The sequence below is a fragment of the Sulfitobacter pontiacus genome, assembly GCF_040790665.1.
GTDB classification, from domain to species: Bacteria; Pseudomonadota; Alphaproteobacteria; order Rhodobacterales; family Rhodobacteraceae; genus Sulfitobacter; species Sulfitobacter pontiacus.
This window is the reverse complement of record NZ_CP160849.1, coordinates 2049085-2062507: the sequence shown is the minus strand read 5'-3', so window position 1 is coordinate 2062507 and position 13423 is coordinate 2049085. Positions and strand designations below refer to the sequence as shown.

The 13423-nt window shown below is 60.7% G+C and carries 12 protein-coding genes; 4 read left to right on the top strand and 8 right to left on the bottom strand.

Features of this window, described 5'->3' with window-relative positions; genetic code table 11:
- Window positions 1-8 precede the first annotated feature (8 nt).
- From AB1495_RS10135 to AB1495_RS10110, 6 genes are all read right to left on the bottom strand, one after another.
- Complete coding sequence (locus AB1495_RS10135) at window positions 9-779, bottom strand: SDR family NAD(P)-dependent oxidoreductase (RefSeq protein ID WP_074635398.1); 771 nt, start codon at window positions 777-779, stop codon at window positions 9-11.
- A complete protein-coding gene (locus tag AB1495_RS10130; RefSeq protein ID WP_074635396.1) occupies window positions 779-2488 on the bottom strand; it encodes an IlvD/Edd family dehydratase in 1710 nt (569 codons plus the stop codon). Before AB1495_RS10130 ends, AB1495_RS10135 begins: the two co-directional genes overlap by 1 nt.
- Entirely contained in the window at window positions 2485-4566 is a 2082-nt protein-coding gene (locus tag AB1495_RS10125) for an alpha-galactosidase (RefSeq protein ID WP_074635395.1), read from the bottom strand. Before AB1495_RS10125 ends, AB1495_RS10130 begins: the two co-directional genes overlap by 4 nt.
- Window positions 4567-4572: 6 nt before the next feature.
- The gene (locus tag AB1495_RS10120; RefSeq protein WP_005852118.1) at window positions 4573-5421 is read right to left on the bottom strand and encodes a carbohydrate ABC transporter permease; all 849 of its coding nucleotides are present in this window, start codon (window positions 5419-5421) and stop codon (window positions 4573-4575) included.
- Entirely contained in the window at window positions 5421-6353 is a 933-nt protein-coding gene (locus AB1495_RS10115) for a carbohydrate ABC transporter permease (RefSeq protein ID WP_005852117.1), read from the bottom strand. The genes AB1495_RS10120 and AB1495_RS10115 overlap by 1 nt, the downstream gene beginning before the upstream one ends.
- 113 nt (window positions 6354-6466) lie before the next feature.
- Window positions 6467-7726 (bottom strand): ABC transporter substrate-binding protein, encoded by a 1260-nt coding sequence (locus tag AB1495_RS10110; RefSeq protein ID WP_181358628.1) that lies wholly within the window; start codon window positions 7724-7726, stop codon window positions 6467-6469.
- Between the two features lie 177 nt (window positions 7727-7903).
- On the opposite strand from AB1495_RS10110, the gene AB1495_RS10105 reads away from it, so the two are divergent.
- The 4 genes from AB1495_RS10105 to AB1495_RS10090 all read left to right on the top strand — a co-directional run bounded on the left by AB1495_RS10105 (window position 7904) and on the right by AB1495_RS10090 (window position 11679).
- Complete coding sequence (locus tag AB1495_RS10105; RefSeq protein WP_074635393.1) at window positions 7904-8689, top strand: IclR family transcriptional regulator; 786 nt, start codon at window positions 7904-7906, stop codon at window positions 8687-8689.
- A 13-nt stretch (window positions 8690-8702) separates the two neighbouring features.
- A complete protein-coding gene (locus AB1495_RS10100) occupies window positions 8703-9761 on the top strand; it encodes an ABC transporter ATP-binding protein (protein WP_005852113.1) in 1059 nt (352 codons plus the stop codon).
- 148 nt (window positions 9762-9909) lie between these two features.
- Window positions 9910-10794 (top strand): hypothetical protein, encoded by an 885-nt coding sequence (locus AB1495_RS10095; RefSeq protein ID WP_074635391.1) that lies wholly within the window; start codon window positions 9910-9912, stop codon window positions 10792-10794.
- Window positions 10795-10899: 105 nt separating this feature from the next.
- Window positions 10900-11679, top strand: a complete 780-nt coding sequence (locus AB1495_RS10090) for an ion channel (protein WP_037943672.1) — start codon at window positions 10900-10902, stop codon at window positions 11677-11679.
- 33 nt (window positions 11680-11712) lie between these two features.
- Here the strand turns inward: AB1495_RS10090 and rlmF are convergent, their stop codons facing one another.
- Both rlmF and AB1495_RS10080 read right to left on the bottom strand, forming a co-directional pair.
- Window positions 11713-12639: a 23S rRNA (adenine(1618)-N(6))-methyltransferase RlmF gene (rlmF, locus tag AB1495_RS10085; protein ID WP_074635389.1), complete on the bottom strand. Its 927-nt coding sequence runs from the start codon at window positions 12637-12639 to the stop codon at window positions 11713-11715.
- A gap of 133 nt (window positions 12640-12772) precedes the next feature.
- Window positions 12773-13315 (bottom strand): cytochrome b, encoded by a 543-nt coding sequence (locus AB1495_RS10080; protein ID WP_074635388.1) that lies wholly within the window; start codon window positions 13313-13315, stop codon window positions 12773-12775.
- Between the last annotated feature and the right edge of the window lie 108 nt (window positions 13316-13423).

Below are 13423 nucleotides of genomic sequence, written 5' to 3'. Positions count from 1 at the left end.
ATCCCTTCCTATCCGGTGACCACGACGCCGCCATCGACGGCCATCAATTGCCCCGTCATCATGCGGCTGGAGGCAGAGGATAAAAACAGCACCGCATCCACGATGTCGTGCGGCTTCAACGTATCCTTAAGGCATTGCCGGTCAATATGCGCCGCCAGCGCTTCGGGCGTGACCCATTGTTCGATCTGCTTTTCCGTCAACACCCACCCCGGTGCCAGCGCGTTAAAGCGGATCTTGTCCGGCCCGAATTCCCGCGCCAGCGAACGGGTCATCCCGTTGATGCCGGCGTTGGCGGTCGTATAGGCAGGATAGCCCGCATTTCCCATCATATACGAGATCGAGCTCATGTTCACCACGGCCCCGCCGCCCGCGGCGCGCATCCCTGCGACCACGGCCTGACAAGCGAAGAAATAGGACTTGAGGTTGATCGCCTGCGACTGGTCCCAGAAGTCTTCGGTGACCTCTTCGGCGGTGTGACGGGCATCATTGGCGGCGTTGTTCACCAGAACCGTGACAGGGCCATGCTCATCGGCAGCCGCGGCCAGACTGGACCGAAGTGCAGCAATATCCGAGATATCGCAGGTCTGCGCAAAGGGGCGCTGGCCGTGTTTTTCTTCCATCTCGTTGCAAAACGCGGTGGCGTCGCTGCGCTGGACAAAACTGACCTTGGCCCCCTGCGCCAGAAAGCCGTCGGTCAGAAAGGCACCGATCCCCGCGCCGCCGCCGGTGATGAACACCGACCGGTCGCGCAGATCGGGAAATGTTGCGTTCAGGGTCATCAGTGGCTCTCCCGTGTGACGGGGCGGGTGTCTTTACCCACCAGAAAATCAAGGTCCGCGCCTTTGTCTGCCTGCAACACCGTCTCGGTATAGAGCTTGGCATAGCCGCGGTCGTATCGGGGCGGTTCGGGTACCCAGGCAGCGCGGCGCTGTGCCAGCACCTCGTCAGAGACAAGCACGTCCAATGTGCCCTGCGCCACCGACAGCCGGATACGGTCGCCGGTCTGTACCAGCCCCAGATTGCCGCCTGCGTTGGATTCAGGGCTGACGTGCAGGATCACGGTGCCATAGGCGGTGCCGGACATACGCGCGTCGGACACCCGGACCATGTCGCGCACGCCTTCTTTGACCAGACGCGCGGGGATCGGCATATTGCCGACTTCGGGCATACCGGGGTACCCCTTTGGCCCGCAGCCCTTGAGCACAAGAACCGTATCCGCGGTCACCGGCAGATCCTCGCGGTCGATATTGGCTTTCATATCCTCGATATTCTCAAAGACATATGCCTCGCCCTCGTGTTCCAGCAACGCGTCCGTCGCCGCCGAGGGCTTCACGATCGCCCCATTGGGCGCGATATTGCCGCGCAGCACCTTCAACCCGGCCGCAGGGCGCAGCGGATTATCCAGCGGGCGGATCACATCCTCGTTGTAGCATTCAGCCCCTTCGGCATAGGCAAGGATATCCCCACCCATGACGGTCTGCGCGGGCCGCAGCTTGTCGCGCAGATGGGACAGCACCACGGGCATCCCGCCCGCATAGCAGAAATCCTCCATCAGATATTTACCCGAGGGCATGCAGTTGACCAGCAGCGGGATATCCGACCCAAGCTCGAAATCATCGAGCGTCAGGTCGATGCCAACGCGGCCCGCGATGGCCAGCAGATGGATCACCGCATTGGTCGACCCGCCGACAGCGGCATTGGCCAGAATGGCGTTCTCGATAGAGGCACGGGTAACGACCTGCGACAGCTTGATATCTTCCTCGACCATCTCGACGATGCGCTTGCCGGTCAGATGCGCCAGCGCCATGCGGCGCGCATCAACGGCAGGCAGCGCGGCGTTGGTGGGCAGCGACATCCCCATCGCCTCTACCACGCTTGCCATCGTAGAGGCCGTGCCCATCGTCATACACACGCCCTTGGACCGGCTCATGCCTGATTCAGCGGCCATGAAATCCTGCAAGGTCATCTCGCCCGCGCGCACATCTTCCGAGAACTTCCACACATCCGTGCCAGAGCCGATGTCCTTGCCCTTCCACTTGCCGTTCAGCATCGGGCCGGAGCTGACAACGATCGTCGGCAGATCGACGCTTGCCGCGCCCATCAGCTGACCCGGCGTGGTCTTGTCACAGCCGCCCAGCAGAACCACCCCATCGATACCATAGGCGCGGATGCTTTCTTCGACGTCCATCGCCAGCAGGTTGCGAAACAGCATGGCGGTCGGCTTCATCTGGGTCTCGCCAAGGCTCATCACCGGAAATTCGACCGGAAAGCCCCCTGCCTCCCACACGCCGCGCTTCACCCCTTCGGCCAGATCGCGCAGACCGGAATTGCACGGGGTCAGCTCGGACCATGTATTGCAGATACCGATAATGGGGCGGCCATCAAACGCGTGGTCGGGAAAGCCCTGATTTTTCATCCAGCTGCGGTGAATGAACCCGTCCCGATCATTCTTGCCGTACCAAGCGCGGTTGCGTTTCTCTTTTGTCATAGCCGTGTTCCTTCAATGACCCACATGCGTTCAGGGAACGACCATGGCAGGGTCACGCCATGGTTCATGAGGTACTGGCCCGACAGCACCAGATCGCGGGTCTTGAGCGCGGCATCGCCCCGTGACAGCGCGACCGCATCGTCGCGGTTTGCCAGCGTGATCCGGTAGCGCGCCTGCGGGTCAAGTGCGGTCAGCCGCAGCGGGCGCGATGAGATCTGGGCCGAGGTCGCGGCCTTGCCTGCGAACACCACGAAACGCATCCCATCGGTGGCCTGTTGCTGCTCTGCGATCACCGCTGGGTCAGCGCTGTCGAGCCGCAGGATATCCGCGGTGCGCATCCATCCGCGATTGTCCTTCCACCACTGCGTGACCTGTTTCAGCACATCGGTTTCGCGGGCGTCGAGCTCGCGCGGGTCCATCTCGAAGCCCATGTGGCGCTGCGCGGCGACCCAGGCGCGAAAGCGGATGTCCAGCGTGCGGCCAGAGGTGTGGCAGTGGCGGGGCCCGACATGGCTGCCGGTCACGGCAGCGGGCAGGAACAAGGCAGCGTCATGCTGAATGCGCAGCCGTTCCAGCGCGTCGTTGCTATCCGACAGCCAGACCCGCTGGGTCCGCGCCATGATCCCGAAATCGATCCGTCCTCCGCCTGACGCGCAGCTTTCAATCTCGACCAGCGGGAAATCGGCGCGTAACCGGTCCAGCAGCGCATAGACGCCCCGTGTCTGCGCCGCGTCGGGTGCGGGCAACACGCGATTATGGTCCCATTTGATATAGTCGATGGCATTGTCGCGCAGCACCGTGGCGATACGGTCGTAGAGCAGTTCTTGGACCTGCGGCAGCGCCATGTTCAGCACCAACTGCTGACGCCCCTCTATCTGGTCCTGCGGGCCCAGAATCCAATCGGGGTGGGCGCGGTAGAGGTCACTATCGCGCGAGATCATCTCGGGCTCGAACCAGAGGCCGAAATGCATCCCCAAGCCCTGAACATGGTCGATCAGCGGGGTCAGCCCCTTGGGGTATTTGCGCGGATCAATGATCCAGTCGCCCAGACTGCTGGTGTCGTCGTCGCGCTGTCCGAACCAGCCGTCATCCAGCACGAAACGCTCTGCCCCCAAAGCGGCAGCACGGTCGGCGATATCGGTCAGGACAGACCAGTCGTGGTCGAAATACACCGCTTCCCAACAGTTGTAATGGACGGGGCGCGGGGTCTCGGGCTTGGGCCATGTCACGATGCGGTCGCGCAGATGACGCTGAAAGCTGACGGCACAGCCGTTCAGGCCGGTGTCTGAGTAGGTCAGGTAAAGCGGTGCCGTCTGGAACCGCGTCGCGGGGGCGTCCTGGGTGCCAGCCGCATGGCCCCATTGCACCTGCCGCCGCCCGTCCGGAAGCTCTTCGGCGATCATCGTATGACCGCCCGACCAGCCATAGTGGCACCCGTAGCACGTCCCTTGGGTGTTTGTGGTCCCCGTGGTCGGGATCAGCAGTCCGGGGAAGTGTTCGTGGCCCGTGCGACCCGTGCGGTTGTCGCGCGCGTGGATGCCTGCCCGCCACGGGGTGCGGTTCAACTGGAATTCACCGCACCACCGGCCCGAGACGTCGATCATCTCTGTACTCGGCTGCGGCGCGGGCATGACCGGCGCGGCAAGCCAGTGCAGGCGCACGGGCTGCGCGGCCTCCAGTGTCGTGTGGCAGGTGATCACGCCGGTTCCCGCATCAACCGCAAAGTCAAAGGTCAGCGTCAGCCCCTCGTCCGGTGCCGCGCAGGTGAACCGCAGCCCTGCATCCTGCACCACGTTGCGCAGGTGAAACACGGGGCGCAGCGGCGTGCCGTCGGCGCGCGCAACCGCGATCCCCGCCTGCCCCGGAAAGCTACGCCCGGCTTCGGGGCACAGCGACAGATCAGGGGTCTCGTCCAGCATGCCGCCGGTCACGTCGATGGCATGGGCGGCGCAGATCTCTTCCAGATTTTCGCCGTCGGGCAGCGGGCTGCCCCAATAGACCACCTGCGGCAAGCGGTCGTGCGCAGAGGCCAGAACAAGCGTCTGGTGCCCGTCATCAAGGCGGTAGGTCTGTGTCATAACTCTCTACTTTACTGCGCCAAGCGTGAGACCGGCGATGAAGTGTTTTTGCATCAGAAAGAACATCGCGACCGGCGGAAAGGCGGCGACAATCGATCCCGCGCTCATCAGGTGATAGGCTGCGCGGAACTGCGAGTTGAATTCGGTGATGCCCGCGGTGACAGGTTGCGCGCTTGGCCCTTGGGTCAGCACGACGGCCCAGAAATAATCGTTCCAGATGAAGGTAAAGACCAAAACCGCCAGTGCGGCCAGCGCGGGCTTCATCAGTGGCAGCACGACAAAGAAGAAGATGCGCCATTCGGCCACGCCCTCGACGCGGGCGGCCTCGATCAAGGGGAAGGGCAATGCGCGGATGAAGTTGCGCATGAAGAGCGTGCAAAAGCCCGTCTGGAACGCCACGTGAAACAGGACAAGCCCCTGAATGCTGTCATACATCCCCAGCGATATGGTCAGGTCGCGCACGGGCACCATCAGGATCTGGAACGGGACAAAGTTCCCCGCGATGAACATGAAGAAGATCAGCAGGTTGCCCTTGAACTTGTAGATCCCCAAGGCGAACCCCGCCATGCTGGACAGCGCAATCGCCCCCAGCACGGTGGGCAGCGTGATAAAGACCGAGTTCATCAGATAGCGCGGCATATTGCTTTCAAAGAAGACCTTGCCGTAGTTCGTCAGCCCCTCGAAGCTGGACGGCCATCCCCAGTAGTTCCCGGCGGCGAAATCCGACCCCGGTTTGATAGAGAACAGCGCCACCGCGATCAGCGGCAAGAGCCACAGGATCAGCGCGACGGGCAGCAACGTCTGATAGGTCAGCTGGCGGCTGCGCGATTGTTTGGCGATCGGTGTAGGGAACATCAGCGAGCCTCCCGCTCTTCGCGCCACATGGCATAGAGGAAATAGGCGATGAACCCGAGCATGATGAGGAACAGGATCACTGCGATGGCAGAGCCATAGCCCATGCGGAAGCCGAACTCGGACAGCGCTTCTTCGAACATGTAGAACGACAGCACGCGGGTCGATCCGAAGGGGCCGCCGTTGGTCATGACGCTGATCAGGTCAAACGACCGCAGCGCGCCGATGATGGTGACGACAAAGGCGATGAACGTCGCGGGCTTGAGCTGGGGCAGGATGATGTACCACAGCATCTTGCGCCCCTTGGCCCCGTCCAGTCGCGCGGCCTCGATCTGTTCGGGGTCCACCGCATTCAGACCCGTTAGATAAAGGATCATGCAATAGGCCGTCTGCGGCCACAGCCCCGCCGCGATGATCCCGTAGGTTGCCGTAGACGGATCGCCCAGGATATTCACCGGCCCTGCCCCGAAAATCGCCAGCATCGCGTTCAGCAGCCCTTCGCGTGGCAGGTAGAACCACGAGAACACCAGCCCGACGACCACCTGGGAAATGACAAAAGGAAAGAAGAACAAAGACTTGTAGATACGGATGCCGCGCACGGTCTGGTTCAGGAACAAGGCGATGAACAGCCCCGCGGGCACCGCCAGCAAATACAGCACCAGCCATTTGAGGTTGTTCCAGAACGAAATCTCGAACTTGCGGTCCATCTTCTGGTCGCCGATCCCCAGCAACCTTTCATAGTTCGCGGTGCCGACAAAGGTCTTTTCCCCCAGTCCGTCCCACTGATAAAAACTGATCGCGACGCTTTGGCCGATGGGAATGATCACATAGACCGCAAAGAACAGCATCGCCGGCAGCAGGAAAAGCCACGGCGTCAGCGCGATCTCGTTGCGTTTGTACCAACTGCGCGCGGGGGGCGGTGTTGTTGCTGCCATGCCGTGGTCTCCGGTAAATCAACACATGCGAAAACCGGCCGTCGGCGGGCTTGCGAATGGATTGAGGCGGTGGGTTGCGCCCCCCCAATGCGGGAGGACGCGACGCTTTAGCGTTATTCGTAGATGCGCTGACGCGTTTCTTCGAGACGCTCGAGAATGTCGTCAAGGTTGTCGGGAACCACCATGAATTCCTGCAACCCCTCCATGCCGACGCTGGCCATCTCGGCGCTGAAGTCGCGGTCAAAGAACTGGGCCACACCGCCCTTGGCGCTGGTGTTCAGCATCTCGAACCCCTGCTCGAGGAACTCGTCCTTATCGACCGAGGATTCAGAGTTGATGGGCAGCTGCCCCAAGGCGTCGCCTGCGTTGATCTTGGTCTGCACATCAGCCGATGTCACATACTGAAGGAACGCGCGGGCGTTTTCCTTGTTCTTGGCACCTGACGGGATGTGGAACGTGTCGGTCGGGGCATCCTCGCCCTGTGGCACATCCGCGATCTTCGGGAACTGGTAGAAGTCGATCTGGCTGTCGTCCAGGCCGCCTTCGCGCATCGCGGCAACGGCGAAGTTCCCCATCAGATAGGCCACCGCCTCGCCTTCGATCATGAAGTTCAACGCTTCCTGCCAGGAATAGGATTGGTGATCGGCGACATAGCCACCCATGTCGATGATCTTGCGCCAGTTGGCAAAGGTTTCGCGGACGCGCGGATCGGTCCAGGGCACCTCGCCACGGGCGAGTTCCATGTGGAAGTCGAAGCCGTTGGTGCGCATGTTCAGATAGTCGAACCAGCCGCCAGCGGTCCACAGGAACTTGGTCCCGATGGCATAGCACGCACGGCCCGAGGCAACGATCTTTTCGCAGTTCGCAAGCTCTTGTTCAAAGGTTTCAGGCTCGGTCAGTCCCAGTTCCTTGAAGATATCTTCGCGGTAGTACATGCCCCACTGATAGTAGGTATAGGGCACACCATATTGCTTGCCGTCGATGGTCAGCGCACCTTTGACGGACTCAAGCCCGGGCAGATCACCGTTGGCGTACATATCGGAGATGTCTTCGAACAACCCGGCAGAGACATAAGGGCCCATGCGGTTCGCGGCATACCAGTTGACCACATCGGGCGGGTTCGCCCCCAAGGCGTTCCGGATCTGCGTTTTCCACGCCTCGCGGTCGACGATCGTCAGTTCGATATCGACGTCCGGATGCAGCTCTCCGAAACCGGCTGCCAAGCTCTCCATCACCGCGCGCGGCGCGGGGTTCGACATGTCAGAGGTGATCTTGAGTTCCCCTGAAAGCTGGCTTTCGTCCGCGACAGCAAACGATGTTGAAAAGCCCGCAGCGACAACAGCCGCGAGTGACCTCTTGAGAATGGAATGCATGGTATCCTCCCTGATGCTTCCGCAATCCAAAACTGTCTCATTATTTGAAACTTAGTTTTGTATATTGATATATAAGATCAAGCTCGCTAGCCTTGTCAACAGTTTGGTGCGCCGCATAGGGGAAAGGTCAGTCAAAAGACCCCACAGGATGCAGCGCCCTGAGGGACGGAGAACGATATGAATGTGGTGAACAGCGACGGTACTGTTGCAAAGGCGCTGAGCGTGCTGGATCAGGTGACAGCAATGGGCCGCCCTGTCCGCATGCGCGAATTGCTGGAGACATCGGAGTTTCCAAAACCGACGCTGTACCGGCTACTTCAGACGCTCACCAGTCAACGTATGCTAAGCTATGACAAGGATCAGCAGACCTATGCGCCGGGCATCCGTCTGGTCAGCCTTGCCCATTCCGCATGGTCGCAAGCCTCGCTTGCACCGATTGCCGCCCCCTATATCAGCGCCCTCGGCGAACGCCTGCGCGAGGCGATCCACCTTGCGCAAATCGACAACGGTCAGGTCGTGTTCGTCGACAAGCGTCAGGCCAGCAGCCGCTTTGCCACGCTGGCGCGCACCGGTCAGGTCGCCCCTGCCTATTGCACAGGAGTCGGCAAGGCGATTCTCGCGCATCTTGAACCCGAGGCACAGGCGCAGGCGCTACAGCAGCAGGCGTTTTTGAAATATACCGATGCGACCCATACCAGCACCGAAACCCTTGTGCGCGAGCTGGAACAGATCCGCGCCGAGGGCGTCGCCTTTGACCGCGAGGAACACGAGGCCGGCATCATCAGCATCGCCGCCCCCATTCTGACCGACGCGGGCCGCGTCGTGGGTGCCGTATCCATTGCAACCGCAACACACCGTCATACGCTGGACGGTCTGAATGCGTTCCGCCCTGCCCTGCTTGAGTGTGCCACCCGCATCGGGGCCGAGGCGCAGTCCTGGCAGTCCCCCTCTGTCCCCTCATAAAAGGAAGTCGTATATGGCCGGTGTCGTCATGAAAGATGTCGTGAAACGCTATGGCGGTGTTCAGGTGATACACGGGATCGACCTTGAAATCGAAAATGGCGAGTTTTGCGTTTTTGTCGGCCCGTCAGGCTGCGGCAAGTCGACCTTGCTGCGCATGATTGCCGGGCTGGAAGAAACCACCGAAGGCAGCATGAGCATCGGCGACCGGGATGTGACCCGCATGGACCCGGCAGAGCGCGGGGTCGCGATGGTGTTCCAGACCTACGCGCTGTATCCGCATATGACCGTGCGCGACAACATGGGGTTCGGCCTGAAAATGAACGGCCACCCCAAAGCCGAGATCGCCCAGAAGGTGGCCGAGGCGACGCGGATCCTGAAGCTGGAAGAGTATCTTGACCGCAAGCCCGCCGCCCTGTCAGGGGGCCAGCGGCAACGCGTATCTATCGGGCGCGCCATCGTACGCGGCCCCGAAGTCTTTCTGTTCGACGAACCGCTATCCAACCTCGACGCCGAGCTGCGTGTCGAAATGCGCGTCGAGATCGCCCGCCTGCATAAGGAAATCGGGGCGACGATGGTCTATGTCACCCACGATCAGGTAGAGGCGATGACCCTCGCCGATAAGATCGTGGTGCTGCGCAAGGGCCGGATCGAACAGGTCGGCGCACCGCTTGACCTGTACCGCGATCCTGACAACCGCTTTGTCGCCGGCTTCATCGGTTCTCCCGCGATGAACTTTCTGGATGGCACCACCAGCGGCGGCAAGGTCGTGCTGGACGGGTTGGACGGCAGCTATGCCCTGCCCGTGACCCCACCCGAAGACGGCCGGGACATCACCCTCGGCATCCGGCCGGAACACATCGAAATTGACCCCCAAGGCAAAGGCTTCACCGTCGAAATGACCGAGGCCCTTGGCGGCGTGTCCTACGTTCACCTGCTGTCCGACACCGGTGCCAAGATCATCGTCGAGGAACGCGGCGACGACCGGTCTCGCGAGGGGGCGCAGGTTGGCGTGAAAATCCCACCCGAGCGGGCGATGCTGTTTGACGCCAACACGGAACAACGTCTGCGCTAAGGCGCATGCGGGTCACCGGTCACGTAAACCTAGACACAACCAGACATTCCTGAAAAACAGTTGGGGCGTGCAAGCGAGCCTTGCGCGACAGCCCCGCCGGAGCCGACCGCCCGGGCGGGACGGGCACCGTAGATAGGGAAGCAGATTAATGGCGAAACCGAGACTTACGCTCACCTATATCGTGGAACCGCCCTCTTACGACATCATGGCCTGTAGCCTGCTTGCCTCTGTACGCGAGCAGTTTTCCGAAGACGTGGCCTGCATCGGCTATGTGCCCGAACATCGCATGAACGACGTTCACCCCTCGGTGTTCATCGCACACGAGAAAATGGGCGCGGAGCTGCGCCCGATGAAAACGGAAGGCATGTGGCGCGAGCCCTATCCCCACGGCAACAAGATCATCGCCGCGATGCAGCCCCGCGAGAGCGAGTTTTCCGCCTTTGTGGATTCCGACGTCTTGTTTATCCGCCCCAATACAATCGACAATATCGTGAAATCCAGCCATGTTTCCTGCTCTGTCGCGGCCAGTATGTATTGGGCGCAGAAAGACATCTGGGACCTGATCTACGGGGCCTTCGATATGGAGATCCCCGAAGAGCGCGTGTACCTGATGCGCCAGTCGCGCCGCCCCAAAGTGCCCTATTTCTCGTCCGGTTTCGTCCTTTTCCCCGAAGCCGAAGGACCACAGGGCCGGTTTGCCGATGTCTGGTACGAAACGGCCCGACGGATTGACGAGATCGACACGCTGGAAAAGCGACGCCCCTATCTGGATCAGATGAGCCTTCCTGTCGCCATCCGCCGTGCGGGCCTGACATGGAACCCGCTGGCGGAAGAGCAACATTATATCCTGGGCGGCAAGATACGGGGGGAGCCCCTGCCCGAAGATCGCGATATCTTCACGGTGCATTACCGCAACCCCAAGGTGCTGGAAGAAGTCGGCCTAAAGCATAAATCCCGTCGCATGCTGCGCCGTCAAACGGGCGTCAGCTTTGTGCGCCGCCTGACCCGGACAGACGAGCCCACGGCTGAGTAATCCCGCCGCCTCACGCAAACCATTGATATTGGCGCGCCTTGCGCCATCTTGCCCCTCAGCGGTTGTTGACGATGACGACCCTGAGGGAAGCGGTATGTCCGATCAATGAACAGTCTACGCAGTACGATTAAAGCTTTATACGATGGGCAAAACACGCGCTCGCGCCGGTTTCGTTACGGGTTGATCCTGTTTGATTCCCTGACGATCATCTATTTCATCGCCACCGCCGCGCTGCCGTCAACGCCGGTGATTACGGCGGTCAATGCGTTCTTTGGTCTGTTCATCCTGTTTGACCTTGCCGCGCGTCTTTGGATCTCTACGAACCTGCGCAAAGAGCTGACGCGCATCTACACCCTTGCTGATCTGGTGGTGGTGATATCGCTGGTGCTGGCACCGCTTATGGCCGAAAGCTTTGCGTTCCTGCGGGTCTTGCGCGGTTTGCGGCTGATCCATGCCTATCACCTGCTGCACGATCTGCGACGCGAAAGCGCGTTTTTCCGCAAACACGAGGACGCGATCCTTGCCGCGGTCAACCTGCTGGTGTTCATCTTTGTCATCACATCGCTGGTGTTTGTGCTGACCTTTGAAGAGGACGCGGGCGTCGCGGGCTATGTCGATGCACTGTACTTTACAGTGGCGACGCTGACGACAACGGGTTTTGGCGATATCACGATGACGACGACGGGTGGCAAACTGCTGTCGGTGTTCATCATGGTGGTCGGGGTCGCGCTGTTCGTGCAATTGGCGCGCACGATTTTCCAACCCTCCAAGATCAAGCACACCTGCCCCGAATGTGGCCTGAACCGTCACGAGACAGACGCCGTTCACTGCAAACACTGCGGCACCACGCTCAAGATCGAGACGAAGGGCGATACGGGCGGTTAATGTCGCGGGGTATCAGACACGCGCGTGGCTGTTCTAGCGCGCGGTTTCCTTCATAAAGGACGCACGCTGATCTTTCTTGACGAATGTCCAGGCGATGAACCGGCTTGTCTTTTGCCCCTGCGCCATCTCGACCACATCGCAGTTGGCGACCTTGGCCTTTTTCAGGATTTTATACAGCGTCTGCACGTTGTCCTTTTTTGACACAAGCGACGTAAACCACAGACATTGCCCCGCAATCGCGCGGCTTTGGTCGACCATGCTGGCGATGAACTTGATCTCGCCGCCAGGGCACCAGAGCTCGGCGTTTTGCCCGCCGAAATTGAGCTTGCCTGAGCGCCCTTTGCCAAGGTTCGCCCATTTCCGTTGCGTGCCCTTCGTCGCCCTTTCCATTGAGGCGTGAAAGGGCGGGTTGCACAGGGTGACGTGGAAACGGTCGTCAGGATGGATCACCCCGTCGAAAATATCCTCGCGGTTCTCTTGCAGCCGCAGGTCCACGTCCAGCGCGTTGGCCTTTGCAATCTGTTGCGCAGACTTGATGGCCACAGGGTCGATATCGACACCGGTAAACTGCCAGCCATAGGCGCTTTGCCCCGTCAGCGGGTAGACCAGGCTCGCGCCGGTGCCGATGTCCAACGCCTTGATCTGCGGCCCGCGCGGAATCTCGTTGTTGTTGCTGCGCGCAAGCAGATCGGCCAGATGGTGGATATAATCGACGCGCCCCGGAATGGGCGGGCAAAGATAGTTCGGCGGGATGTCCCAGAAATCAATGCCGTAGTCCGCCTTGAGCAGCGCTCGATTGAGCATACGCACAGCCGCTACATCCCGGAAATCGATGGTGGTCTGACCTGCTGGATTAGGGCCGGTAAACGGCCCTAGCTCGGGGAGGGCCGCAATCAGACGCGCGAAATCATACCCCTCGTTGTGGAGGTTGCGGGGGTGCAAGTTGGTTTTGGTGGCCATGGGAAAGCCTTTGTTGAAAGTGGTGAAAAGCAGCCAGGCCGTTGGCCTGTCTTACCCCCTGAAGGCCCCATAGTAAAACCGAAGACGCGGGCATTGACCTCGGGAAAGACCCAAGTTCCCTATTTTCAGCGTCTTACCGCCCCGCCATCGTGGACAGGACATCATCACGCTGGATCAGGCGATGCCAAACGACTGCCATGAAGATATGCCCAAGCACCACAAGGGCAAGGATCCAGCCCAGCTCTCCATGCCATTCCGCGGGCGCTTGCATCCAGGCGACCTCGGCGGTTTGGGGCGGGAATATCTGCACCCCGAAATAGCTCAGGCCACGGGTGCCGCCCGCTGCGGCCAAGAGCCGTACGCCCGGGACGATCACCATCAAGGCATATAGAACCACATGACCCGCGACAGCCGCCTGCCCCATCAAACCGGCATGCGCAGGCCGCCGTTGGATGTTCGCCAGCCCCCACAAACCGCGCACCAGGATCAGCGCGAATAGCGTCACCCCCAGCGTCGTATGGTAGCCCCAAAGAAGCTCGCGCAGGGTGTTCTCTCGCGGAAGCGCCCAATGCGCCGCGGCGGAGATAAACTGCGCCGCAAACAATGCAGCCATGCCCCAGTGAAGCAGCCGGCTTACGGCGCCGTAACGGGTTGGTGTATCAGATAGTTGTGTCACAAAATGCCCCTGTCTCTGGCGATATCACGATCATTATATGCAGCCGCTGCGCGGTCACCTTAGGCAGGCAACTGCGCTGGATGAAGCTTTAACAGACCATCCACCGCA

Coding starts and splice junctions, on each gene's coding strand:
- AB1495_RS10135 (WP_074635398.1), bottom strand. CDS start 779: ATGACCCTGAACGCAACATTTCCCGATCTGCGCGACCGGTCGGTGTTC.
- AB1495_RS10130 (WP_074635396.1), bottom strand. CDS start 2,488: ATGACAAAAGAGAAACGCAACCGCGCTTGGTACGGCAAGAATGATCGG.
- AB1495_RS10125 (WP_074635395.1), bottom strand. CDS start 4,566: ATGACACAGACCTACCGCCTTGATGACGGGCACCAGACGCTTGTTCTG.
- AB1495_RS10120 (WP_005852118.1), bottom strand. CDS start 5,421: ATGTTCCCTACACCGATCGCCAAACAATCGCGCAGCCGCCAGCTGACC.
- AB1495_RS10115 (WP_005852117.1), bottom strand. CDS start 6,353: ATGGCAGCAACAACACCGCCCCCCGCGCGCAGTTGGTACAAACGCAAC.
- AB1495_RS10110 (WP_181358628.1), bottom strand. CDS start 7,726: ATGCATTCCATTCTCAAGAGGTCACTCGCGGCTGTTGTCGCTGCGGGC.
- AB1495_RS10105 (WP_074635393.1), top strand. CDS start 7,904: ATGAATGTGGTGAACAGCGACGGTACTGTTGCAAAGGCGCTGAGCGTG.
- AB1495_RS10100 (WP_005852113.1), top strand. CDS start 8,703: ATGGCCGGTGTCGTCATGAAAGATGTCGTGAAACGCTATGGCGGTGTT.
- AB1495_RS10095 (WP_074635391.1), top strand. CDS start 9,910: ATGGCGAAACCGAGACTTACGCTCACCTATATCGTGGAACCGCCCTCT.
- AB1495_RS10090 (WP_037943672.1), top strand. CDS start 10,900: ATGAACAGTCTACGCAGTACGATTAAAGCTTTATACGATGGGCAAAAC.
- rlmF (WP_074635389.1), bottom strand. CDS start 12,639: ATGGCCACCAAAACCAACTTGCACCCCCGCAACCTCCACAACGAGGGG.